This window comes from Paenibacillus spongiae (assembly GCF_024734895.1).
Lineage (GTDB): Bacteria > Bacillota > Bacilli > Paenibacillales > Paenibacillaceae > Paenibacillus_Z > Paenibacillus_Z spongiae.
The window spans coordinates 5412702-5436187 of the sequence record NZ_CP091430.1; the positions used below are offsets into that span (position 1 = coordinate 5412702).

Genomic DNA, 23486 nt, shown 5'->3' on the forward strand with positions numbered 1-23486 from the left:
CAAATGGACAACTTTAGCATATTCATTGCTCCGTTCCTCGTTTATGCTGCTGCGGTGGGCAGTTTATTCTGGTGGGGAGCGCGCAAACCGAAGACCAAGAAGATGTAAGGATTATTCAACCACTCCCGCCTTCGTATGTTTCGGCCGGAATGCGCCCAATCTAATGAGGAGGGAACAAGCCATTCCCTCCCCTTTGCAGCTGTCATGATTGAAAGGAGCGCTCATACGATGACATCTTCCCAAGGCCGGCGCCAAAGCGCATGGAAAAGCCGCAAGCAAAACCGAAAACCGCATGACAAGATCAAATCGTTTGCTGAGATCTACAACGAATCCACCTCCAATGGAGCCGGATTCCGGAATCATGAATAAGCGAAAACTGGCGTAATAAAGCGAGAAAGGCGCCTCCCGTGAATACGGGAGACGCCTTCTTGTTTTATGCTCGTGCAGCCAATTAGTCGAAGTAGATGGCTTTGCCTGTTTGGGAAGACTCGTAGATCGCTTCCAGAATTTCGGAAACAACGAGCGCTTGCTCCGGCTTTACAATCAGCTCTTTGTCGTTCAGTACGGCATCGATCCAAGCGCGCGCTTCCAGCTCGGCAGGATCGTCGCTTGCGCCTTCATAGAACGCCACGCCGCCGCTGTTCAGCTCAATGTCCTTCACATACAGACGGCTGTTTTCTTCGCCGTTAATTCTGAGACCGCTCTTCATGTCTGCGCCAGCTTTAGTACCGCAGAGGGTAACTTTCGCTTCGTCAACTTCAAGCGTGTTCAGCGCCCAGCTCGACTCAAGCACGACCGATGCGCCGTTCTCCATCGTAATCATGGCGAAAGCGGAATCTTCAACGGTGAATTTCTTTGGATCCCATGGACCCCATGCGTTCGCAGCGTTCTCGGTTTGCGACAGCTTGTGGTAAGCGCGGCCAAGAACGACCTTCGGCTTGTAGTTGTCCATCATCCAAAGAACAAGGTCAAGCGCGTGCGTACCGATATCGATAAGCGGACCTCCGCCTTGTTTCTCTTCGTCCAAGAATACGCCCCAAGTCGGAACCGCACGGCGGCGAATTGCGTGTGCTTTGGCGAAGTATACTTCACCCAGCTCGCCCGACTCGCAAACTTGCTTCAGTGCGCGGCTGTCCGTACGGAAACGGTTGTTGTAGCCAATGCTGAGCTTCTTGCCGGTCTTCTTCGAAACTTCCAGCATACGGCGAGCGTCTGCTGCAGTCTTAGCCATAGGCTTCTCGCAAAGTACATGCTTGTCCGCTTCCATTGCAGCGATCGCAATCTCTGCATGGGAGTCGTTCGGCGTACAAACGTGAATGACTTGGATGGAAGAATCCTTCAGAAGTTCTTTGTAATCGCTATATACTTTTGCATCGGAATTACCGTATTTCTCTTTTGCTTCTTCTGCACGCTCAACGACGATATCGCAGAACGCCACCATTTCGGCTTCTTTCACTTTGGAGAGGCTAGGCATATGCTTGCCATTGGCGATGCCGCCGCAGCCGATGATACCAATACGTACTTTAGACATGATTTCCTTCTACCTCCATATCGAATCGGTTAGATCGTCGTAATATTACATTGAATGACTGTGCGCAATGCACTAGAATAAGTATAGTTGAAACGATAGATGAATTACTAGGTTCGGAATGGCGAAGCTTTTATGTGATTTTGTCAAGTTGAGAGGTGGTAGCGTGGAATTTTATAATGAGAAGGTCGCTTATGAAAACCCTCTTTTGTCCCTTAAAGTCTTTCAATCGCAGCGCAATCATGACTTTTTCATCAATTGGCACTACCATCGCGAGCTTGAGCTTCTTCTGGTCAATGATGGTATGCTCGACGTATATATCGAGGATGAAGTGCATCGGTTGAACGCGGGCGATATCGCCATTATTGGCGCCAAGCAGCTCCACCGTGACCGGAGCCTCGGATTGCCGATGAATTATATTGTGCTGCAATTTGATTTGGAGCAATTTTTCGACCATAGCACGATGCCTTATATGCGCTACTTCTCCGAGGAGAAATCGCCGCTCAGCCTGGCGAACTACATCTTTCGCGAGAACGAGCATGCCCGGCTGGAGGCCGCCGACTGCATCAGGGCGATCTTCAAGGAAGTCACCTTCAAGCAGATCGGCTACGAGCTTGCCGTAAACATGATCATCAAGAGGCTTCTCCTGCTTATTATCCGGAACGATACGAAGAAAGTGCTGATGGAGGGCGAAGATTTCGATCGTGCGCGGCTGCGGGCCGTTCTCGATTATGTCGAGAATCACTTGACCGACCGCATTCAGGTCGAGGAAGTGTGCAAGCTGGCCAATATGAGCTATTACTATTTCGTTAAGTTCTTCAAGAAGGCGATCGGATTATCCTTCACGGAATATGTCAATTACCGCAAAATCAAATGGGCGGAGCGCATTCTGCTCACGAAGGATATGAGTGTGTCAGCCGTGGGCGACCATATCGGCATGCCCAACATGGCCCATTTCTATAAAATGTTCAAGAAATATAACGACTGCTCCCCGAAGCAGTTTCAAAAACGGATGCTGGCCTGGGGGCGTCAATAACGCACGACCCCAGTTATGCAGATCATGGCAGGCATCAGCCACTGCTAATCTGCGCGGGCTGACCGGCAGACACAGGCCGAACTTCATGTAACGCAACGAAAAAGCCCGGTTCACCGATATTACTTCGGAGCTCCGAGCTTTTTTGGCATAACGAGCTTGTAGCCGACCCCGCGGATCGATTCAATCTGAACCGATTGCTGGCCGAGTTCTAATTTCTTGCGCAGCGAGCTGACATGGACATCCACCGTACGCTGGCCGCCGATGTAATCGAAGCCCCATACGACGTTCATGAGATCGTCCCGCGTAATGACCATGCCGGGCCGTTGAACCAGATACAGCAGCACCTCGAATTCCTTCGGACGAAGCGGCACCGTCTCCCCGTTGAGAATAACCTCGTACTTCTCCGGATAGATGGACAGATCCCCGGCCGTAATGACCTTCTCGGTCGTTTCAGGCACTTTGCCTTCCTCGTTATTGGTCCGGCGGAGAACGGCCGACACCCTTGCGAGAAGCTCTGCGACGCCGAACGGCTTGGTGATATAATCGTCCGCTCCCCGGCGCAGTCCTTGCACGACTTCCTCTTCCGCGTTACGGGCGGTCAACACGACAACCGGTGTACGGTTGCCGCTTTGACGCAGCCTTGATAATATTTCAAACCCGTTCATTCCCGGCAGCATAATATCCAGAATAATTAAATCGAATGTCCGCTGCAGCGCTACCTGCAACCCTTCCGAGCCGTGGTCGATGACTGTCGTATCGTACCCCTCCTGCGTAAGGTTGTAGGAGAGCAGCCTGGCCAGCGTCGGTTCGTCTTCTATGACTAGCACTCTTTGCGACATGAGAACCCCCAGCTTCCTAGCTTGTTCCTTAAGCACATTACTTAGCCTTAACAAAAGTAATCATAACATTTTTAATCAGGGCGGGTAAACCTTTTTGTACCCCGCCCGTCCTGGCTTTACTCCTGCACAACGGGCAATTCGATGGTAAAGGTCGAACCGATGCCGACTTGACTCTCTACCATGATGGTACCCTTATGCAGCTCGACCAAATGTTTGACGATCGACAGTCCCAGACCAGTGCCGCCTGAACCTCGCGAACGCGCTTTGTCCACCCGGTAGAACCGTTCGAATATCCGAGGCAAATCCTTCTTCGGAATGCCGATGCCGGTGTCGGAGATGCTGATTCGGATATGATCGTAATCCGCATCCGCTTGATCTAGCATATGGTCCGTCATAACAGGCTCAACCATGATCGTAACCCGGCCTCCATTGGCGGTATAGCTGATGCCGTTGGCGAGCAGGTTCATCACGATTTGCCTGAGCCGATCCTCATCCGCTTCGACGAAGAGCCCTTCCTCCACGTTCATGATCAGCGTGATATGCTTGCGCGCGGCTTCCGAAGCCATGAGCTCCACGATCTTCGCAATGAAGCCCGGCAGCTCGATAGGCGAGAATTGCAGCGGAATGCGCCGTGACTCGATCTTGGACAGCTCCAATATATCGCCGATTAGACGGTTTAGCCTGTCGCTCTCGTCATAAATGATCTGCAGGAAGGAGCGCGTCGTCTCCGGATCGTTAACCGCACCGCCGAGAAGCGTCTCCGCGAAGCCCTTAACCGCCGCAAGCGGCGTCTTCAGCTCATGGGAAACATTAGCCACGAATTCGCTCCGCATCCGCTCCAGCCGGCGTATGGCCGAGACGTCCTGGAGAACGAGCAGCACCCCGTTGAATTCTTCATTGTCCTCGAAGATCGGAACCAGGTTCAGGTCGAGCAGCCGCTCCTCCGGAAAGTAGAAGGTCATCTCTTCCCTGAGGCGTTCCTTCCTTTCCAGTCCGTCCTGGATGATTTGCGTCAGCTCGAACTGCTGCTTCGCTTCCGCGAAATGGCGGCCAACAAGCTCCTGCGCAGCAATGCCGAGCACCTCTTCGGCGAACCGGTTCAATAAGACGATCCGCCCCGTACGGTCGATCATCACGATCCCGTCAATCATGTTGTCGAGGACGCTTTCGAGATGATTCTCGTTCTGGTTAATGCGGGACATCTGCACCTGCAAACTGTCTGCCATCGCATTGATCGCAAGGCCGAGCTCGCCGATCTCGTCTTTGTTCTTGAACGTCACGCGTGCCTGATATTCCATGTTCTTAATGCGCTTGGCGACTTCCGTTATCTTCTCCAGCGGGCGCGTCAGCCCCCGGGCGATCCGGTAACTGACCAGAGCAGCTATGACGAATAGAATCAATAAGCCGATGATCAACACGGCCCAAATATGCTGCACGCTTCGATCCACTGTCTTCAAGCTGAGCGCAAGCCGGATCATATCCGAATCCGGATTATCGGGGTCTACTCGCTTAGCTACGTATAAGAGATTCTGGTCCAATGTATCGCTATGCCGGATTGTCCGGCCGACACCGCTTTTCTTCGCTTCCTGCACTTCGGTCCGGTCGGAATGATTATCCATCGTCCGCGGATCATGGTCCGAATCGCCAAGAACCGTGCCGTTCCCGTCTATGAACGTAACCCTGGCATCCGTAATTTGCTTGAGCTGTTTGGCTTGCTCCGTATAATAATTGTACAACGTATCGGGTTCGCCATGCCGCCACTCCATCTGTCTAAGAATAATGTTCATCTCGCGCACCATATTATCCTGGAGCGCTTCGATATGGTTATCCTTGAACGTCTTGCCCATCAGCAGCCCGGCGGCCAGCACTGATGATCCGACCATGACAATCATAATCATGGTCAGCCGCATTCGAAAACTGTTCATGTTCCTCGTCCTCCAGCATGTCACTTGTCCCTAATCGTACCTGTCCCTAACCGTGCGCGCCAGTCTTTCGATTGTTAAGTTTGTGTAAAACATAATGATGCAGCGTCGCGAGCGGCTGCTGAATCAGAATCGACAATACGACCGGGACGGCGGCCAGCGGGCTGAAGTAACCCATTGCAAGCACAATGCCTAGTGATATATTGCGCATTCCGGAGGCATATGAAACAGTCGTTATAATCTCAGCGTTCTTATATGGAAGCGCACCTATGAATCCGATCGCGTAGCAAATGCCGACCATAAGGACCGCAAGCGGCACGATGCGGATCAGGTCGCTCTTCAAGGCTGCCGCTTGAGGCGCAATAGCCGATGCGTTCAGTACGACGACGGCGACGAAACACAGCTTCGACAGCGGCGCGGCGACTGGTTGAACCGCCTGCTGAATCCGTCCCTTGGACAGCTCAAAGAGCAGCACGCCGACGGCCGTCGGCAGCACGATGATAACGAGCAAATCGGTCATCATCTGCATCGTATCCGCCTGTACGTCCGTATGGAACAGCAGATGAATTCCAGCCGGCACGACCAAGGGACTAAGGGCGGAATCGATGACAACCATCGCCAGCATTAACGGAACGCTGCCGCCGGACATGCCTACCCACAGGACGGTCGAAACCCCGAGCGGAATGATGGTAAACAGGACAAAGCCGACGACGTAGGGAGAGTCCGCGCCGAACAGCAGCGAGCTTAGACCATACGCGACCAGAGGCGATAGCACATGCGTAAGGATAAAGGTCCGCAGCATGATGCCCGGCCGCCGCAGCACCGTCCCTAATTGGCGCACACCGCAGCCGATCGCCATCGTCAACGTGACATAAGCGAATAAATACGGAACAGCGGGCACGAACCGCGATAGATGCGATGAAAAAATAAATCCCAGGACAAGGGATCCAGGGATAATAAGAAACATCCATTGTTCAAACCTTCTGTTGAAGGCCAATCCGAAACTGCGCGTAACGCATCCCTCTTTTTCTTCTCTTGCTTCGCTTCTGTCAATCAGGCTGTCCGCGATCGAGCGCTGACGCTCACCCGCCTGCGGCGTCAGCTGCGGCAAAGAGCTGCCGATGCTGACGTCGTTAGAGCCCGGCTAAGCAGAGGGTAGTCTATTTGAATACCGGTTCTTTGAATTGTGCGAGCTTGGCAAACGAGTCCTGCTCGACTTCGGCGTGCAGGCTGTTGCCGTGCGCGTCCATCGTGACGATGGCTGCGAAGCCTTCGGTCTCCAGATGCCACATTGCTTCCGGAATGCCGAATTCCATGAAATCGACGCTGTTTACGTTCTTGAAGCATTGCGCGTAATATTGCGCCGCTCCGCCGATCGCGTTCAAGTATACCGCTCCATGCTCTTGAAGAGCGGCCAGTGTCTTCGCGCCCATGCCGCCTTTGCCGATCACCGCGCGGATGCCGAATTTCTTGATGATATCGCCTTGATAAGGCTCCTCGCGAATACTGGTGGTCGGTCCGGCCGCCTTCACCTGCCAGCCCTGCTCATCTTTGAGCATAACCGGACCGCAATGGTAAATAACGGCTCCATTCAGATCGATTGGCGCATCATGATCCATCAAGTGCTTATGCAGGGCGTCGCGGCCTGTGTGCATCTCGCCGTTAATGATGACGATGTCGCCTACTTTCAGGCTGCGTACCTGCTCTTCCGTGATCGGCGTTTGGAGCACAACCTCCCGGCGCTCCTCTTGGCCTGTAACCGCATCGGCTGCGGCATCCGCTGCGGACGATTTCATCGGTGTATCTGAACCATTCGGGTAGATCCACTCTTTAATTTCGCCTGTTTCCGCATTGAGCAGGACGCCTTGACGGCGGTATGCCCAGCAGTTATACGCCACCGATACGAAGTAGCTCGCCGGCAGACGGTTCATGACGCCTACTTTGCAGCCGAGCAGCGTCACTTGTCCGCCGAAGCCCATCGTCCCGATGCCGAGCTTGTTCGCATTGTCGAGAACGTAATCCTCCAGCTGCGCGAGCTCCGGAATCGGGTTCACATCGTCGACGTGGCGGAACAGCTGCTGCTTGGCCAGCTCATAGCCCGTCGTACGGTCGCCGCCTATGCCCACCCCGATAAAACCGGCGCTGCAGCCTTGTCCTTGTGCCTGGTATACGGCATGCAGGATACATTTGCGGATCCCGTCCAGATCGCGGCCCGCCTTGCCAAGCCCTTCGAGCTCGGTCGGCAGGCTGTACTGAATGTTCTTATTCTCGCAGCCGCCGCCCTTCAGGATCAAGCGGACGTCTACGTCATCCTTCTCCCATTGTTCAAAATGAATGACCGGCGTGCCGGGTCCGAGATTATCCCCTGTATTCGCCCCCGTCAGCGAGTCGACGGAGTTCGTCCGCAGCTTGCCGTCCTTCGTCGCGCGCGCGATCGCATTGCGAATCTGCTGCTTCATCACGATTTGGTTGGCACCTACCGGCGTATGGACGATAAAGGTTGGCATACCGGTATCTTGACAGATCGGGGAGACATTATTCTCCGCCATCTCAATATTGGTAGCGATCGTCGAAAGCGACAGGCCTGCACGCGTTGCGCGGTCTTCCGCCTCCTTGGCCGCTTGAATCGTCTTGCGTACATCCCCCGGAAGATTGGTGGACGTTTCGACAATAAGGTTATAGACGCTTTGTTCAAACTGCTGCATGGGTCCAGCTGACTCCTCTCTCTAGTCGCATTTCTAGTTTAACTATATAATATAATAGCATATACCATCGGTTTGGTATAACCTTTGTAAAGCTTGGAAGAACGGCTTTTGCCGTCCTTTGCGGCAAAGGAGGTTTCTTCCTCCTAACAAGGTCAGACAAGCGCTGACGTAAAGCTTATTCATTGCTGGACTTGCAATAAAAGCCGCATATATCGCCGCTGCTGCGGTATTTGCCTCGGTAATCCGGCCTATTGCGGCATCTCTTAGCCTATAAATCTCTTCGCTTGTTTGAAAGGAGCCTTTCTATTGGACAGCCACTTTATCGCTTATATGTACCGGCTGCGTTACATCGAACGCTGGAGCCTCATGCGCAACACGACACGCGAGAACGTCGCGGAGCATTCCTACCATGTCGCGCTGCTGGCACATATGCTGTGCGAAATCGGCAACCGCATATTCGGACGGTCGCTGAATGCGGACAGAGCGGCGACGATGGCGCTATTCCACGACGCGACCGAAGTATTCACGGGAGACATTCCCACTCCCGTCAAGCATCATAACCCGAAGATGCTCACGAATTTCCGCGAGATCGAAGCGCTGGCCGCCGAACGGCTGCTCGATATGGTGCCGGGCACGCTGCAGCCTTCTTACGAGTCCCTTGTGCTCGGTCCCGCCGCTAAGCATCGCCGCAATCGCGCTCAAGCAGCTGAGCACCGAGGGGAATCGGATCTGTCGGCGGCTGCCGAACAGTCGGATCGCGAGGGTTTTGCGGGGCTTGCAGAAGACGCCGCTGTGCCGACATCGAGCGATGATGAACATGATTTGCTCAAGATGCTCAAAGCCGCCGACTTGCTGGATGCCTACATCAAGTGTCTGTCGGAGCTATCGTCCGGCAATCGGGAATTCGCCGTGGCCAAGAAACAAACCGAAGATACTCTTGCCCGCCTCGCCATCCCCGAGGTGGACTGGTTCCTCGAGCACATGGCGCCAAGCTTCAGTAAAACATTGGACGAGCTATCGGAGAACGATTGAGGGGATCAGGAGCCGCATTACGAAAAAAACAGCCTCCACAGCCGGTTAACCGGACCATGGAGGCTGTTCTACTATGTCGTTGCTTACGTTACATTACCACGCGTAAGCGCGCGGCGCTTCCCCGCCCGGGCCGGGGAAAATCTCATCCAGGCGTTTCATCGCGGATTCGTCGAGCTCCAGCTCGACAGCACGCAGCGAACGCTCGAACTGCTCCAGCGTACGGACTCCGATAATCGGCGCGGTGACCGCCGGATTGGCGAGCAGCCATGCCAGAGCAACCGTATCCTCGCGTTCGCCGAGGTCGTCGCAGAGCGCCCCGAATGCTTCCAGCTGAGCCCGGTGACGCTCTACACGCTTCATATCGCCGCTGCGTTTGCCTGCTCCGCCGCGAGTCGCGTTGCCTGCCAGCAGTCCGCCGTCCAGCGGGCTCCAAGGGATGACGCCGATGCCGAGATTCTGTGCAGCAGGCAGCACTTCAAGCTCAGGCAGCCGGCACATCAGATTATATTTGTGCTGCTCCGAGACGAGCCCTTGTATTCCCCGCGCCTTGGCTTCGCCCTGAGCGACGGCAAGGTCCCAGCCGGCAAAGTTGCTGGAGCCGACATAGCCGATCTTCCCTTGCGCGACTGCCGTTTGAAAGCCTCCCCACAGCTCATCCCAGCCTACATTGCGATCAACGTGATGCATCTGGTACAGCTCGATATGGTCGGTCTGAAGCCGTTTCAGGGAGCCTTCCAGATGTCTTCTCAATTTATAAACGGAAAGCCCGCCGTCCCGGTTCGGTCCATCCTGCGGGTCATGCATATCGCCGTAGAACTTCGTCGCGAGGACCGTACGCTCGCGGCGGCCGCCTCCCTGGGCGAACCAGCGTCCGATAATCTCCTCCGTGCGCCCTGCGTTCTCGCCCCATCCATAGATGTTAGCGGTATCGAAAAAGTTAATGCCGGCGTCCAGCGCCGCATCCATAATCCGGTAGGATTCCTGCTCGTCCGTATCTACGCCAAAGTTCATTGTGCCGAGGCAAAGCCGGCTGACCTTTAATCCCGAACGTCCCAAGTACGTAAATTTCATATTCAATCCCACTCCTTGTCCCAGAAATTTATCTGCCAGAATACACCTTATAGAATAGATGATTTCCTCCGGTCTGTTAAGTACTCACTTTAAGTTTAGTTGGTTACGCAAGGTATAGCTGCACGCTGCCGCCTTCTTGTCACCGCGTATGAAATTCCCCTCCGGCGCTCATGTTATGAACGGCGGAGGTGATAACCATGGCAGGAAGAAACAGCAAGCCGGACAATGACGGACCTGCGGCAAGCCCTGATCGGCTCGACCAATTCGGGGACAAGCTTGCCGACGAGTCGGGCACGAAGCCGATGAAAGCAAGCAGCAAGAAAGGCAACAAATGCTAATCCGGTTTCCGAAATAGCAAGGCTAGAAGGACTTCTCAATCCCGTCCGGGAAGTCCTTCTAGCCTTAACCCCTCCGATCGGCCTCCCGCTGTATTTTTACTGATCCGGTCATCAGTTCCACTCTACTCTCTTCACTTTCCTTCAACGTTTATTTACGAATCAATATGGTCATATTAGATCCAAAGATATACGTTTGGGAGAGAGTGGGAAATGGCGGCTAGTTTACATACGAGTCTATTGAATAATCTCGGGCAAATCAGAGAAACGTTCGGAAACAGTACGGATATTGTCATTCGGGAACTCCGTATCGGCGGCGGTCGGCTGGCAGCTATTATCTTTGCTGACGGACTGGTAGACGACAAGATCGTCAATGAATTTATTATAGAGTCGCTGCTGCAAAGATTTCATCCGCAGAATGACGATGAACGTTCGCAGGACATCATTCAAGCACTGAAGGAATCGCTCCTTGTGAGCGCCAATATACGAGATATCGCCGATTTCGAACGCTTGTACGATGCCGTGCTGACCGCTAATATCGTCATTTTGCTGGATGGCCTGGCGCATGGCATCGCGGTCGAGGCGCCGGGCTGGAAGGACCGCGCCGTCAGCGAGCCTGTCAGCGAATCCGTCATTCGCGGGCCGCAGGAAGCTTTCACGGAAACGCTCCGCACGAATACGGCGCTGATCCGGCGAAAAATCAAAAATCCGAATCTGTGGCTGGAGACGAAGCCGGTCGGACGGATGACCAAAACGGACATAGGCATCATGTATATCAAGGGGCTCGCCAATGACGGCATCATTGAAGAAGTGCGCAAGCGGCTTGACCGGATCAAGATCGACGGCATACTTGAAAGCGGCTATATCGAGGAATTGATTCAGGATGAGCCCTATTCGCCGTTCCCTACCGTATATAATTCCGAACGGCCGGACGTCATCGCAGCGGAGCTCCTGGAAGGAAAGGTCGCCATCCTTGTGGACGGCACCCCGTTCGTGCTTGTCGTTCCGGCACTGCTGGTCTCATTCCTGCACGCTTCGGAAGACTACTATCACCGTGCGGATATCTCCAGCCTTGTCCGGATCCTTCGGTACATCGGCATCTTTATCGCCTTGCTTGCCCCGTCGCTGTACGTCGCGATCACGACTTATCATCAGGAAATGCTTCCGACTGCGCTGCTGTTAAGTCTGGCGGCCCAACGGGAAGGCATTCCGTTCCCCGCATTCATCGAAGCGCTCATGATGGAGATCGCCTTCGAAATCTTGCGGGAAGCCGGACTGCGAATGCCGCGGGTGGTCGGTCCTGCCGTCTCCATCGTCGGAACGCTGGTTATCGGGCAGGCGGCGGTAGAAGCGGGCGTCGTTTCGGCGGCTATGGTCATCGTCGTATCCGTTACAGCCATTTGCAGCTTGGCGTTTCCGTCCTACAGTCTGGTCAATTCCATCCGAATGCTTCGTTTTCCGTTAATGGTGGTTGCAGCGACATTCGGTTTGTTCGGCATCATTATCGGGCTGATTGCGCTCGTCCTGCATTTGAGCAGTCTGCGTACGTTCGGAATTCCTTACATGAGTCCTTTCGCGCCTTTGATCCCTTCCGATCAGAAAGATGCGCTCATCCGTCTGCCCCATTGGGCATTATTTTCCCGTCCCCGGCTGATTAATCAAAATAACGTGATTCGAGAAGACACGGGGCCGCCCGTCAAACCAAAGCAGCGGTCGTGACAAGGCAGGTGCTCGTGACCATGAAACATCGATTTGCAGCGTTGATCGGCATCCTTGCATGTTTCGTAATCCTGACCGGCTGCTGGAGTCGCAAGGAGCTGAACGATCTCGGGATTGTGCTTGCAATCGGAATCGACAAAGCCGGCAAGCAATACGAGGTTTCCGTCCAAGTCGTAAATCCCGGGGAAGTAGCCGTTAAGAGAGGGGGAACCAGCGGATATTCACCCGTGACGCTGTATTCTTCGAAAGGAAATACGATCGCGGAAGCCATTCGGCGGTTGACGACGGTAACGCCGAGAAAAACTTATTTTTCCCATATTCGGATTCTTGTCCTGTCCGAATCATTGGCCAGGCAAGGCATCGGCAGGACGCTCGATTATTTATCGCGGGACCATGAATTCCGCTCGGATTTCTACATCGCGATAGCAAGGGAAATGGCAGCCAAAGAAATCTTGGGATATATGTCTCCGCTCGAGAAAATTCCGGCCAACAAACTCTTCCATTCCCTCGAAGTAGCGGAGAAAGAATGGTCGCCGATTATCGCCGTTCAGCTCAACGAATTGACTGAAGATTTGCTGAGAAAAGGAGACAATCCGGTATTGACCGGCATCCGCGTCGCCGGCGATAAGGAACTGGGCCTAAGGAAGGAAAACGTCGAATCGATTATACCCGGAGCCGTCCTTCAGGTTAGGGGTTTGGGCGTATTCAAGGACGATAAGCTGGTCGGATGGTTGAATGAGACGGAGAGCAAGGGATACAGCGACCTGACGGATAAATTGCACCGAACGGCCGTCGAGATGGCTTGTCCGGAAGGCGGAAAGCTGGCCGTCGATATTGTGTCGTCCAAAACGAAACTCACGGGCAAGGTTGTTGGCGGGGAGCCGGAAGGCCGCGCAGTCATCCGCACCGAAGCCGACGTTTCGGACGTCGAATGCCAGATCGATCTCTCCAAGGCGGATACGTTCGCCGATTTGGAGAAGCGAACGGCAGCCATATTGAAGCGGCACAGCGAGGCTGCGGTCGCCAAAGCACAGAAGCTGGAAACGGATATTTTCGGCTTCGGTGAAGCCGTCCGGCGGGCGAACCCGGCCTTCTGGAGAAAAGCCAAGCTGGATTGGGACAGTCGTTTCGCGAAGCTTCCCGTCCGAATCGAAGTCGACGTCAAAATCCGGCGTATAGGGACGATCACGAATCCGCTGATAAAGCAGTTGAAGGAGTAGATCACATGCTGGCCGTCTTCTTAATCCTTCTCGCCACCGCCGCAATCGTCATGCTCGAAGTCCCCTCCCTGGTGAAACACAAGCGCAAGAAGGAGCTTTGGGCATTCTCGATGCTGCTCCTTTTTGGTTCAGCTCTAAGCATAGCCTTAAGCTTGAACGCGGATATACCGAATCCGGTGGACTGGATTTCGGCTCTTTATCGGCCGTTCAGCAATATGCTGGAGATGGCGTTTAAGTAAGCCTTGCGCCTCTGGATGCTTCCCCATTCATGATTACAAGGAGGTGAATCCGTGAAAGGAACGCCGAACATTTCTGCCCGACAATTTATGATTCTCGTCTTTCTGTATTCCGTCGGCACGGTTATTCTCCATACTCCGGGGCCGCTAACGGAATTTGCGAAGCAAGATGCGTGGCTTGCCGCGTTGATCGGCACCGTTTTCGGGCTTGCCCTTGTATGGCTATATATCAAAGTCGGTCAATTATATCCTGAGCTAACCCTTGATCAGCTCAATGAAAAGATATTCGGCAAATGGCTTGGCAAAGCGGTCAACTTCACGTTTTTTCTGTGGGCTTATTCGACTGCGGCACAGGTCGTTTATTATGTCGGCAATTTTGTCAAAACGTTCTGGATGCCCGAAACTCCGCTTACCGCTTTCAATATCCTGTTTACCTTGATTATCCTGATGGCCGTACGGCTGGGCATCGAACCGATTGTCCGGTCCGCGGAAATCTTGGTCGTTCCGTTCACAATTCTGACTGTCGTTCTGATTCTGTGCATATTGCCCCAAGTGGACATGAAGAATTTGACGCCCATGCTGGAGGAAGGCGCCAAGCCGGTTTTTCGCGGCGCTCTGTTTTATATGAGCGTGTTCTCGCTGTCTCCTGTAATATTTCTGATGATATATCCGGCGGTTAACCGGAGCAAAGCGGCCGGCAAAGCGTTCTATATCGGTACGCTGGCGGGCGGGATCGTTCTCATTATCGGGATCCTGCTGACTACGCTTGTTCTCGGGCCGGAGCTCATGGCATTGAATACGGCGCCCAGCTATTCGCTTGCCAAGATGATAACAATCGGGAACTTTCTGACCCGGATCGAAGCCGTGCTCGCTTTTCTATGGATCATCACGACTTTTTTCCGGGCGGTCATGTATTTTTACGTTTCCGTTGCCGTATTCGCCAATCTGTTTAAACTGAACGATTACCGGCCGCTCGTTTCACCACTCGGCATGATCATGGTCGCCCTCTCGCTTATCATCTTTCCGAACGTACAGGTGTCCGGTGAATTCAACAAAGAAATCTGGCTTTTCTACGCCTCGTCTTACGGTCTGATTATGCCTCTGCTGCTGCTTATTGTCGGGACGATCAGAATGCGGGTACTGCATGCTCTATCCCCAAAAAACGGCTAGCATTAGAACATAAAAAGCCTCTCGTTGTTGGTACGGCAGCGCGGCCAGCCGACAACAAAGGAGAGGCTTTTTTCATTATCTATCCATGGTTGGTTTATTCCCTTAACCCATTAACGGCATCGCGAATCGAGCGATAGAATGCCTGCCAATGCGCCGCGGCGTCCGAAGGACCGACCGGTTGTTCCTTCCGAGGCTCCGAAGAGCCCCGCTCGGCCGATCCGCCCGGATCGGTATCCGCTTGATCATCAAGCCGTTCATGCTCCGCCATGACTCATTCTCCCCTCACATTGCGAACATATTAGCCCTTCAGCCTCTGCTTGCGCAGCGTGAACAATTCTCGCAGCTCATCCGTGGATAGCTCCGTAATCCAGTTCTCCGATTGACCGACAACCTGTTCGTTTAACATCTGCTTGCGGGTAATCATATCGTTGATGCGCTCCTCCAACGTGCCGAGGGTAACATACTTATGCACCTGTACATTCCGGGTCTGGCCAATCCGGAACGCCCGGTCCGTCGCCTGATTCTCCACCGCCGGGTTCCACCAACGGTCGAAGTGGATGACGTGATTCGCCGCCGTCAGGTTAAGCCCGGTGCCGCCCGCCTTAAGCGAGAGTACGAATGCACAGCCAGGCTCGGCTTCGTTCTGGAAGCTCTCGATCATGGCATCGCGCTTCTGCTTGGGCACGCCGCCGTGCAAATACGGAACAGCCATGCCGATCCGCTCTTCCAGCAGCCGCTTCAACGCTTCGCCCATATCGACATACTGCGTAAAGATGAGGCAGCGTTCGCCTTCGGCGGCTATCTCCTCCACCATCTCAAGCAGGCGCACGACCTTGTTCGAACGTTCCGGGTCCCAAGGCGCGGCTGTCGTATCCCCATCCTCCTTGAGCAACAAGGTAGGATGGTCGCAGACCTGCTTCAACCGGGTCAGCGTGGAGAGAATGAGGCCGCGGCGCTGCATGGTACCCGCCTGCTCCAGCTGTCCCAGCAGATCGGACACGATATTCTCGTACAGCGCACCTTGCTCGACTGTAAGCGACAGGTAGGTGTGCATTTCATTCTTCTCCGGCAATGCAAGCTGAATCGAAGGATCCTTCTTCACCCGGCGCAGCATGAACGGCTTTACCCAGCGCTGCAGCTCCGCAATAAGCGTCTCGTCACGCTCGCGCTCGATCGGCTGTATGACCGCTTGACGGAACTCGTTTAAGCTCCCCAGATAGCCGGGATTAATAAAATCATAGATCGACCACAGCTCCGTCAGCCGGTTCTCCATCGGGGTGCCGGTCAGCGCGATCCGGTGATTGGCGTGAAATCTCCGGATCGCAGCAGACTGCTTGGTATAGTAATTCTTGATGTTCTGCGCTTCGTCCAGACAGACGACATCCCAACGGACAGCGCTCAGCGCTTCTTCGTCAAGCGGTGCCAGCGCATAAGAGGTAATGACCAAATCCGCCTCCTGAGCCGCGTTAGTGAATGCTTCTCCGCTCGCCCGGCGCGGTCCGTAGTGCACATGGACACGAAGCGAGGGAGCGAATCGCTCCAGCTCCTTCTCCCAGTTGCCGATAACCGATGTCGGACAAATGAGCAGCGACGGCCCCAGTCCGCCGCCCCGTTCGATCACATGCTGCAAGTAGGCGGTAAATTGAATGGTCTTGCCAAGCCCCATATCATCCGCCAAGCAACCCCCGAGACCGAACTGCCGCAGGAAAGCGAGCCAGGAGACGCCCTGCAGCTGATATGGCCGCAGCTCGCCATGGAACGCCGCCGGCTTGTCGACGAGCGGCAGCTCCGATGTCTCGTTCAGCTTACCCAGCCAAGCGGTCAAATGCTCATTGAGCTCCACTTCGGCTTCGAGCGCTTCCCTGTCTTCCCGCTCCGCCTCCAGGTCAGCCGTTCCCCGCAGGTGCATCTCCAGCACGTCGCGAATCGTGAATCCGTGCTTGCCGCCGTTCTTCTTGAGCCATCTGCGGATCCGGTCCACATCGTCCGGGTCCAGATGCACCCATTCGCCGCCAATTTGCAGCAGCCGACGGTTATCTTCCGCGAGCTTCATGAATTCCGCCTCGCTCAGATCGATATTGCCCACCGCCAGCTTCCAATCGAAATCGACGATCTGCTGCAGGCCGAATGTCGGCTGCTCGGTTGAACCAACCGAGGATTTCACCTTCGCCCGCAGCCGCAGCCTGCGGCTCCGTACCGCCTCCCACCATCCGGGCAGGAGCACGGTGCAGCCGGCTTCAAGCAGACGCGGACCCGCCTCCTCAAGAAAGGCATACGCCTGACCGTCAGTCAGCTCCGTCCGAAACACGGTCTGCTGCGGAGATGAATCCGCATGTTCAGCCCCGTTAGGCTGTGTCCAGTCCGGCAGAGCCGACATCCATTTGGCTTCTTCCTTACGCATTCGTTCAGCGAAGTAAGGAAGCCACGTCTCCGGCACCCCGGCGGGAAGCCGCCAGCGGGGCTGCGTTCTGTCCTCTTCATGCCGTCCGGCAATAGCCGGCTCCAGCGTAACCCATCTGCCGCCTTCCGCCCGGTCCTGCACGGCGGGACGAAGACGCCAGCCCGCTTCGTGATCCGGCTCGATTAATTGGAGACCCAGCCGGAAAGGAACATCGTCTTGCTTCAACCCGATGGATACGAGCCAGTCATCTTCATCCGCGGCTTTCATGTAAAGGGATGCCGCTCCGGCAAGCGATGAGGTTTCCCCCCATGCGGCGGCGACCTTGGGATCGCCGTCGATCAGCGACTCGACGATCTGGCTCAGCCATCGTCTGACGCCGCGGTCGTTCTCATCCAGTGAAGCCAGCAGCCGTTCATAGCGGTCAATCCATTCGTGCTCCGCAGCGGGCAGCTCGATCTTCCATACCCTCGTTTCCTCCGACCATCTGGCCCAATCCGGTATAAACCAGCCGCTGCGCAGAACATGCCGGACCAGATGAGCGAACTCCATCAGCTTGAGCAGCCGCTCGCCCCATTCAACACGGAGCAATCGAACCGGCTCCGGGGAAGTCAAGTAATCGAGCGCGAGCAAGGGAGGGAGAATCATCTCCACTTCCTTGCCCCGCCCGCTCTCGCGCTCCTCGATGTCAGAGCCGTACCAGGACGGGGCATGCCAGGCAAACAGAAGCGCCTTCAGCCGCTGCGTCAATCCTGCCGCGTGCCTGACGGTCAGGACAATTCCCTCGCCATCTTTCCAATAGCCGTCCACATACATGATTTCCGCGCCTGTGTAGCCTCTCATGTGATGATTTTTCCCCTCCACAGCTCTTCCTGCAGCGCCCGCAGCCGCTGGTGCTTACTTACGATTCCGTCAATGTAGCGGCTCCACCGCTCCTGCTGATTCTCCGCCTTATACAGCCGTTCAAGCTTCTTCATCAGCTTCACGGCCGATTTGTAGCCCTGCCGGTTGCGGCTGCGGATTGCGGCGTCGATCGCCTGATGATACAAGGGCATGAGGACATGCGGAGCGGCCTTGGACAGCTCGCGCAGCACCTGCACGTCAAGCTCGCCCGGGTCAATGCCGATCAGCATCTGCAAATCCGCCCACTGTTCGTATTGCTGACGCCCCAGCCAATGCTCGGTCAAGGCCGAATACGAATGCGGCAAGAACGAAATCAAATAACGCTGCCATTGCGGATTGTCCGGCTGCCGCTCATCGGCTAACCGGCACATCGATAGAAACGGGCCGAAGGAGCGTGATTTCCGCTCGATCTTGAGGCCGCTATGAATAAAGCCCATCCAGCTTTCAAGCCGCTTCCAATCGCCTTCCCCGAGCCGCTGCATCGCACAATCGCACGCCAGCAGAGAGGTCCGGTTGAAGGCCGTATCCCGCAGCAGCGCTACCGCCTCCTCGTCCCGTAGGTCGATGAAAGCCAGGAAAGCCAGAGCCATCGGATAGAAGAAGGCCGACCTTCCGGCTTCATTCGCCTCCTTCAGCCAGCTTTCCTCAGCCAGGCGGCGCTGCGGCACCGTTACAAGCTTCGTCCAGAGGGAAAAATATAGCGATTCCCAGCGATGAAGCTGCTGCTCCCGATCCATATCCCGCCCATGAAATAAACCGACGAGACTGTCGACGGCGGCATTCTCGATATCCGTCATTTGCCCGGGCGACAGCTCGGCTGCCATCTCCTGATAGTGAGATACCCACGGTTCGGTCATGCGGGCAAATGCCATCTCATAATAATAACGGCTGTAACTGTCCGTTGCGGCATACGCTTTCTCCGCCTGGTCGACGACGAACAACACGGCATGCATCCAATGCAGCCGTTTGACGTCGCTGTTCCAATCCTTGGATGTCCCTTTGATTGCGGATAATACGGCCTGCAGGGGATGAAGCGAATGTCGGCACTGCCGCCAAACCTCCCCGTGCTGCCGGTCCATCTCCGTCAACCAACGATCCGGTTTCTCCTCCAGCGGCGAGCCGTCAGCATGCGCGTCTTGTCCGGAAGCCGACTTTTCTACGGTAGCAAGATCTCCTCCATATAAGAACCGATTATGCACTTCGTCGGCGCTTTCTCCAGCATAGTCGCAATACGCATAATATACGGCAGCCATATGCATGCAGTGACTGCTGCTTGAACAGGTACAAGTGCTAAACCCGAATTCATCCGCATCAAGCGTTACGGCATAGATTTCGGAATCCCGCACGGTACCGTAGATCGACGAACCGTCCATCACTTGAACGGAGAGTACCTTTTCACGGCGGTAATAATCCCATCCGCGTTCCAGCAGCGGCAGGGGGATCGTCACGAGCAGCTGCTGCTCCATGGTTTTGCGAAGCCCATCCTTGAGCCGAAAGTAAGTGTCCATCTCCGTCCCCCCCAATCATGCGTATAAACATTCTTTTTATTATATCAAAAATAAAAGCTCTCTGCTCGGACGAAGCGTCCCTAAGCAAAGAGCCATCGCATCTAATCGTTAACCTTCAGCATGCCCGCGTAGATCCCCGGCACGGAGCCTTCTATAATCGTCGCTCCCGCCGTCTTCGCATAAAATTCTGTCGGACCCGCGCCGCCGATGATGGCATACCCGTATCCGTCCTCCCGCATGGCACGCAGCGTCTCCAGGAAGAGCCGTTTGCCGATGCCAAGTCCGCGTGCCTGTGCATCCACGCCCGTCGGGCCGAAGAAGCCCTTGCAAGTCGCATCATAACAAGCGAACCCGAGCAGCTCCCCATCCTTAACGGCAATGAAGCAGGAAGCCGGCTGGCGCGAAATGGCAACCTCGCACTCGCTTCTCCAGCCTTGGCCGAAATGCGATTCTACCCACTTCGCGATTGTCCGAAGCTCCGGTCCGATCGCCCTCCGTACCATAACCCCCGTGCGCTGGGCATATTTCGCAGCCGATTCATCCTCCGGAAGCTCATATAACTTAACCAACATGTCTGGCATGGCCCTTGCATCCCCCTTCGATGATTGCAAATAATGGCAAACATAATTTCAGTATACACAAAAGAAAATCATTGCACATGATGCTTCAGCTAGTCCGAAATGCGAATGATGAACGTCACCTTATTCGGTTCATTCAGAACGATTCGGACAGAGCCCTTATACTTGTCGACGATCGACTTCACGATCGAAAGTCCAAGTCCGGAATGGGTAGCTCCCTTCATGCTATAGCCGCTTTCGAAGAGGGGCTTCCCGTCCAGCTTGCCGGCGTCATCGCATGTGTTGCTTACCTCAAACTCCATATATCCATTCGTCTGACTCCCTTTAATTGAGATGAGCCGACGTTCCTCGGGATAATTCATCACTTCATCGAAGGCGTTATCGATCAAATTGCCCAGTACGCGGGTTAAATCAAGCGACTTGATCCCGAGAGCCAGATTGCTCATATCCGCAAACGAGGTTTCCAGCTTAATCTTCAGCGATTCCGCTTGTGAAATTTTGGAGCGGATGAGCGCAGCTATGGCGGGATTGCCGATATTAATGATGTCGTTCAACTGGCGGATTTCTCCGGTCAGCTCGCTTGTATACGACTTCAGCTCGTCTGTCTTGTTCAATTCCGCTAGCGCATGGATCGTCTGCACATGGTTCATAAAATCGTGTCGCTGTTCCCGTATGGCCCGGAACAACCCGTTAATTTCTTCGACATACGTCTCCTGCGTTCTCCGCACCAATTTATCCTGCGCTCTACGGTAGGAAGAAGCGATCAGGTAAACGATGACAAGACTTAATACCGTGACAACAAGCATGATAAGTGCAATATTGGAAAATTGCTTGTCCAGCGAATTCTGGATCGTCTTATAATCCGCTACCAACGTTAAGACGTACCGGTTGATCGGTTCGCCGTTCTCATCCAGCATGCTTGTCGATTTGTCGACAGACACAGGGATGTACAGCTTGAGAACATGCTTGTTGTTAATGGTTGTGTTAACGGTTATGGATTGGTTCGATTGAATGGCCTTCTGGACCAGCTTCTGGTCGTCGGCATGCTTGTACAGATAGGAACCGTATACAATAGGCTGCTGTGTCATATGAGCAAGTTTATCGCCCCTCTGGGTCACCGTTGTCTGTTCGCCGAGCGGGAACGTGCTCGGATTGATGCCGGTGATCTCGAGCAGTTGGCTGTTCTCAAGAAGCGTCTTGGCGATGATCATGCCGACTCCAGTCTGCTTGTCATATTCCATCTGCCGGTCTTCATAGCTGATGTATGGATCGATAATATAATTGGTCGAACCGTCGTAGTAATAGCCCCACTTGCGGATTTTACTCGTCTCGGTTTGCGCAAACTCGAAGGGCCCTGTCCAAAAGTTCTCCAGACTCTGTCCCCAGTCGATCGTGACGTTATGCGTGTCGAATAATTCATTAAACGCCTGGTACCAAGGATCCCAGGTATTCGTCTTGAAGCCGATCTGCTTCGGATCGGATGATTTGTACAGGACAATGTTGTCGATCGTCCTTTTTAGAAGCGTAATATGAAGCACATCCAGCTTCATGCTCAGCTCGGTTAACTGCTCCTTGGTCACCTTCTCGACGTCAGGATCCAGAGCATATTGCGCGGCTATGGAGACCGCCCGAAGCTCCCGTCCGATTTGCTCCTGAAATTTCTCTGAACCTTGTCTGGAAAGCTCGATGGAAATTTCGATCTGCTTTGCAATCGATTGCAATTCATGCCGGAGGTTTTCCTCCAATGATTGTTTGGTCGTAAAATAATAAACGGTGTTATTGGCGCCAAGCAGAACGGCGATTAACACAATAGCCAGCAGCCAGACGTTGCGACGCATTATCATGAGACTCTCCTGTTTGTCCGTTGTTGGTACGCGGCAGATTCTATTCAAACGTACTGAGATAAATGTAGGGACGAATTTCTAGTTAGCTATCATGAGTCTCTTACAGAGAAATACGAATCGATTCATTGCTTATGAAGGTCAAACCCTGCGGAGCCGTGCAAGGACCGCCCATTTGCGCTCTTGCCGTCTCTTATACTTGGGCAGCATACGGTACACCGCGCCGCAATCTGCCAGTGCTTGCTTCTCATCATCAAGGCGGCCAAGCTGCTTATAAATTTGCGCAAGCTTATAGTACGCTTCGCAGGAAGAGGTTTGGATCGCGCGAAACGCATCGAGATGCTTGATCGCCTTCTGCGGATCGGTCTTAGCATATAGAGAGGCCAGCCTCAAGTACGGAGCGCCATATTTCACTCTCGGATTAATCGACAATGCGTTATTGATCGCTGCCTCAGCAACCTCCGGTTTATCGAGATGGACCAGACATGCGCCGAGATCGTCCCAGAACTCTGCCGAGTTCTCGAGTGCGTCCTGCAGCGGCATAAGGATTGACTTCGCTTCCGCGTAGCGTTTGCGCTCGATCAGCAATCTCGCCAGCTCATGCTTGCCCGGCACATCGCTTGGATTCATCAATACCTGCTGCCGCAGCCGGCGGATAGCCGTCCGCCTCCGCAGCGGCTTAATAAAGCTGGGCGTAAGACCGATGAAGCGCCGGTCGAGGATATAGAGAATAACAAGCAGTACGAGAATAGCGAGAAATGGATTTCCAAGCAATGCCCACAGCAAACCAAATAGCAGAAATTTACTCATAGAGCCTCCGAATCATTAGTGGTTCTGACTCACTTCATTGTACATGATAAGTAAGCAAGGGGATAGCCGGAATTTGAAACCGGTTTCGCCTGTCTGACGGATGTTTATCCCGCGGAAGATCAGGGAATCCTACATAAGAACAGGTCTGGCCGAGCAACCTTGCCTTAAGATTATTTCATCGTTGAGCATGGAAGGAAGCTGATGGATTTAATGAGCGATAACAACAAGAGCAATCGTGATGAAACAGCCTATGGGCCTGACGTTATCCACGTTATTCCCGACCCCGGGCATAAAGATATTTCGTCAACGGAATTGATTGAGCCTATTATAGAGCAGATCATGAACAATATTCAGAAATCGTTGCTTTTTGGCGATGATGACGAGCAGAAGTAATCGCTTCACTAATACCGCTATGGAGGTGAACGGATGGAATACAGAACAGCCACGCTCACGCCGGATGCCGTTACCCGGCTTCAGCAGCTTGAAAGCGACCTGTCCAATGCCACGGGCAGCAACATCGTATTGATTGCATATACGGAGCAAGAAGAAGGCAAAGGAAATCGGGTTATCTATGACTCAACAATCGAACATGATCACAATTAATGGTTACCTGACCCGCAGCGATGCGGGTCCTT

23 protein-coding genes are annotated in these 23486 nt (G+C 54.1%); 11 read left to right on the top strand and 12 right to left on the bottom strand.

The window, feature by feature from the left end; translation table 11 throughout:
* The first annotated feature begins 3 nt into the window (after positions 1-3).
* Both cydS and L1F29_RS24545 read left to right on the top strand, forming a co-directional pair.
* Positions 4-108, top strand: a complete 105-nt coding sequence (cydS, locus tag L1F29_RS34505) for a cytochrome bd oxidase small subunit CydS family protein (RefSeq protein ID WP_373876430.1) — start codon at positions 4-6, stop codon at positions 106-108.
* A 120-nt stretch (positions 109-228) separates the two neighbouring features.
* Complete coding sequence (locus tag L1F29_RS24545; protein ID WP_258384665.1) at positions 229-369, top strand: DUF6254 family protein; 141 nt, start codon at positions 229-231, stop codon at positions 367-369.
* Positions 370-451: 82 nt separating this feature from the next.
* On the opposite strand, the gene L1F29_RS24550 is transcribed toward L1F29_RS24545, so the two are convergent.
* Entirely contained in the window at positions 452-1531 is a 1080-nt protein-coding gene (locus L1F29_RS24550; protein WP_258384666.1) for a Gfo/Idh/MocA family protein, read from the bottom strand.
* A gap of 163 nt (positions 1532-1694) precedes the next feature.
* Between L1F29_RS24550 and L1F29_RS24555 the strand changes: the two genes are divergently transcribed.
* Positions 1695-2564: an AraC family transcriptional regulator gene (locus L1F29_RS24555; protein ID WP_258384667.1), complete on the top strand. Its 870-nt coding sequence runs from the start codon at positions 1695-1697 to the stop codon at positions 2562-2564.
* 119 nt (positions 2565-2683) lie between these two features.
* Here L1F29_RS24555 and L1F29_RS24560 read toward each other — a convergent pair whose 3' ends face one another.
* The 4 genes from L1F29_RS24560 to L1F29_RS24575 all read right to left on the bottom strand — a co-directional run bounded on the left by L1F29_RS24560 (position 2684) and on the right by L1F29_RS24575 (position 8030).
* Positions 2684-3403 carry a response regulator transcription factor gene (locus tag L1F29_RS24560; protein ID WP_258384668.1) on the bottom strand — a complete coding sequence of 240 codons (720 nt, stop codon included), beginning with the start codon at positions 3401-3403 and terminating at the stop codon, positions 2684-2686.
* Positions 3404-3519: 116 nt separating this feature from the next.
* A complete protein-coding gene (gene pnpS / locus L1F29_RS24565; protein WP_258384669.1) occupies positions 3520-5328 on the bottom strand; it encodes a two-component system histidine kinase PnpS in 1809 nt (602 codons plus the stop codon).
* A gap of 46 nt (positions 5329-5374) precedes the next feature.
* Positions 5375-6436, bottom strand: a complete 1062-nt coding sequence (locus L1F29_RS24570; RefSeq protein WP_309252335.1) for a bile acid:sodium symporter family protein — start codon at positions 6434-6436, stop codon at positions 5375-5377.
* A gap of 49 nt (positions 6437-6485) precedes the next feature.
* Positions 6486-8030 (bottom strand): fumarate hydratase, encoded by a 1545-nt coding sequence (locus tag L1F29_RS24575; RefSeq protein WP_258384670.1) that lies wholly within the window; start codon positions 8028-8030, stop codon positions 6486-6488.
* Between the two features lie 306 nt (positions 8031-8336).
* Between L1F29_RS24575 and yfbR the strand changes: the two genes are divergently transcribed.
* Entirely contained in the window at positions 8337-9062 is a 726-nt protein-coding gene (gene yfbR / locus L1F29_RS24580; RefSeq protein ID WP_258384671.1) for a 5'-deoxynucleotidase, read from the top strand.
* A gap of 93 nt (positions 9063-9155) precedes the next feature.
* On the opposite strand, the gene L1F29_RS24585 is transcribed toward yfbR, so the two are convergent.
* Positions 9156-10133, bottom strand: a complete 978-nt coding sequence (locus L1F29_RS24585) for an aldo/keto reductase (protein ID WP_258384672.1) — start codon at positions 10131-10133, stop codon at positions 9156-9158.
* 197 nt (positions 10134-10330) lie between these two features.
* On the opposite strand from L1F29_RS24585, the gene L1F29_RS24590 reads away from it, so the two are divergent.
* The 5 genes from L1F29_RS24590 to L1F29_RS24610 all read left to right on the top strand — a co-directional run bounded on the left by L1F29_RS24590 (position 10331) and on the right by L1F29_RS24610 (position 14813).
* Positions 10331-10471, top strand: coding sequence for a hypothetical protein (locus L1F29_RS24590; protein ID WP_258384673.1), 141 nt, complete (start codon positions 10331-10333; stop codon positions 10469-10471).
* Between the two features lie 210 nt (positions 10472-10681).
* Positions 10682-12187, top strand: coding sequence for a spore germination protein (locus tag L1F29_RS24595; RefSeq protein ID WP_258384674.1), 1506 nt, complete (start codon positions 10682-10684; stop codon positions 12185-12187).
* Positions 12188-12207: 20 nt separating this feature from the next.
* Positions 12208-13407 (top strand): Ger(x)C family spore germination protein, encoded by a 1200-nt coding sequence (locus tag L1F29_RS24600; protein WP_258384675.1) that lies wholly within the window; start codon positions 12208-12210, stop codon positions 13405-13407.
* Between the two features lie 5 nt (positions 13408-13412).
* The gene (locus L1F29_RS24605) at positions 13413-13646 is read left to right on the top strand and encodes a hypothetical protein (RefSeq protein ID WP_258384676.1); all 234 of its coding nucleotides are present in this window, start codon (positions 13413-13415) and stop codon (positions 13644-13646) included.
* 51 nt (positions 13647-13697) lie between these two features.
* The gene (locus L1F29_RS24610) at positions 13698-14813 is read left to right on the top strand and encodes a GerAB/ArcD/ProY family transporter (RefSeq protein WP_258384677.1); all 1116 of its coding nucleotides are present in this window, start codon (positions 13698-13700) and stop codon (positions 14811-14813) included.
* Between the two features lie 94 nt (positions 14814-14907).
* On the opposite strand, the gene L1F29_RS24615 is transcribed toward L1F29_RS24610, so the two are convergent.
* The 6 genes from L1F29_RS24615 to L1F29_RS24640 form a co-directional block, all read right to left on the bottom strand.
* Complete coding sequence (locus L1F29_RS24615; protein WP_258384678.1) at positions 14908-15081, bottom strand: hypothetical protein; 174 nt, start codon at positions 15079-15081, stop codon at positions 14908-14910.
* Between the two features lie 30 nt (positions 15082-15111).
* A complete protein-coding gene (locus tag L1F29_RS24620) occupies positions 15112-18054 on the bottom strand; it encodes a DEAD/DEAH box helicase (RefSeq protein WP_258384679.1) in 2943 nt (980 codons plus the stop codon).
* Positions 18051-19622: a hypothetical protein gene (locus L1F29_RS24625; protein WP_258384680.1), complete on the bottom strand. Its 1572-nt coding sequence runs from the start codon at positions 19620-19622 to the stop codon at positions 18051-18053. The genes L1F29_RS24620 and L1F29_RS24625 overlap by 4 nt, the downstream gene beginning before the upstream one ends.
* Before the next feature lie 101 nt (positions 19623-19723).
* Positions 19724-20203 (bottom strand): GNAT family N-acetyltransferase, encoded by a 480-nt coding sequence (locus L1F29_RS24630; RefSeq protein ID WP_258384681.1) that lies wholly within the window; start codon positions 20201-20203, stop codon positions 19724-19726.
* Between the two features lie 89 nt (positions 20204-20292).
* Complete coding sequence (locus L1F29_RS24635; RefSeq protein ID WP_258384682.1) at positions 20293-22038, bottom strand: sensor histidine kinase; 1746 nt, start codon at positions 22036-22038, stop codon at positions 20293-20295.
* A 144-nt stretch (positions 22039-22182) separates the two neighbouring features.
* A complete protein-coding gene (locus L1F29_RS24640) occupies positions 22183-22851 on the bottom strand; it encodes a hypothetical protein (protein WP_258384683.1) in 669 nt (222 codons plus the stop codon).
* A gap of 201 nt (positions 22852-23052) precedes the next feature.
* Here L1F29_RS24640 and L1F29_RS24645 point away from each other — a divergent pair, with 201 nt between their 5' ends.
* Positions 23053-23244 carry a hypothetical protein gene (locus L1F29_RS24645; RefSeq protein ID WP_258384684.1) on the top strand — a complete coding sequence of 64 codons (192 nt, stop codon included), beginning with the start codon at positions 23053-23055 and terminating at the stop codon, positions 23242-23244.
* A gap of 33 nt (positions 23245-23277) precedes the next feature.
* On the top strand, positions 23278-23454 hold the full coding sequence (locus L1F29_RS24650) for a hypothetical protein (RefSeq protein WP_258384685.1): 177 nt from the start codon (positions 23278-23280) through the stop codon (positions 23452-23454).
* Positions 23455-23486 lie beyond the last annotated feature (32 nt).

Excerpts from the sequence above, each read along its gene's own strand:
- L1F29_RS24640 (WP_258384683.1), bottom strand. The coding sequence starts at position 22,851 with ATGAGTAAATTTCTGCTATTTGGTTTGCTGTGGGCATTGCTTGGAAAT.
- L1F29_RS24560 (WP_258384668.1), bottom strand. The coding sequence starts at position 3,403 with ATGTCGCAAAGAGTGCTAGTCATAGAAGACGAACCGACGCTGGCCAGG.
- L1F29_RS24635 (WP_258384682.1), bottom strand. The coding sequence starts at position 22,038 with ATGCGTCGCAACGTCTGGCTGCTGGCTATTGTGTTAATCGCCGTTCTG.
- L1F29_RS24575 (WP_258384670.1), bottom strand. The coding sequence starts at position 8,030 with ATGCAGCAGTTTGAACAAAGCGTCTATAACCTTATTGTCGAAACGTCC.
- L1F29_RS24625 (WP_258384680.1), bottom strand. The coding sequence starts at position 19,622 with ATGGACACTTACTTTCGGCTCAAGGATGGGCTTCGCAAAACCATGGAG.
- L1F29_RS24615 (WP_258384678.1), bottom strand. The coding sequence starts at position 15,081 with ATGGCGGAGCATGAACGGCTTGATGATCAAGCGGATACCGATCCGGGC.
- L1F29_RS24650 (WP_258384685.1), top strand. The coding sequence starts at position 23,278 with ATGGAATACAGAACAGCCACGCTCACGCCGGATGCCGTTACCCGGCTT.
- L1F29_RS24600 (WP_258384675.1), top strand. The coding sequence starts at position 12,208 with ATGAAACATCGATTTGCAGCGTTGATCGGCATCCTTGCATGTTTCGTA.
- L1F29_RS24595 (WP_258384674.1), top strand. The coding sequence starts at position 10,682 with ATGGCGGCTAGTTTACATACGAGTCTATTGAATAATCTCGGGCAAATC.
- L1F29_RS24585 (WP_258384672.1), bottom strand. The coding sequence starts at position 10,133 with ATGAAATTTACGTACTTGGGACGTTCGGGATTAAAGGTCAGCCGGCTT.
- L1F29_RS24590 (WP_258384673.1), top strand. The coding sequence starts at position 10,331 with ATGGCAGGAAGAAACAGCAAGCCGGACAATGACGGACCTGCGGCAAGC.
- L1F29_RS24605 (WP_258384676.1), top strand. The coding sequence starts at position 13,413 with ATGCTGGCCGTCTTCTTAATCCTTCTCGCCACCGCCGCAATCGTCATG.
- pnpS (WP_258384669.1), bottom strand. The coding sequence starts at position 5,328 with ATGAACAGTTTTCGAATGCGGCTGACCATGATTATGATTGTCATGGTC.
- L1F29_RS24645 (WP_258384684.1), top strand. The coding sequence starts at position 23,053 with ATGGATTTAATGAGCGATAACAACAAGAGCAATCGTGATGAAACAGCC.
- L1F29_RS24545 (WP_258384665.1), top strand. The coding sequence starts at position 229 with ATGACATCTTCCCAAGGCCGGCGCCAAAGCGCATGGAAAAGCCGCAAG.
- L1F29_RS24620 (WP_258384679.1), bottom strand. The coding sequence starts at position 18,054 with ATGAGAGGCTACACAGGCGCGGAAATCATGTATGTGGACGGCTATTGG.
- cydS (WP_373876430.1), top strand. The coding sequence starts at position 4 with ATGGACAACTTTAGCATATTCATTGCTCCGTTCCTCGTTTATGCTGCT.
- L1F29_RS24550 (WP_258384666.1), bottom strand. The coding sequence starts at position 1,531 with ATGTCTAAAGTACGTATTGGTATCATCGGCTGCGGCGGCATCGCCAAT.
- L1F29_RS24630 (WP_258384681.1), bottom strand. The coding sequence starts at position 20,203 with ATGCCAGACATGTTGGTTAAGTTATATGAGCTTCCGGAGGATGAATCG.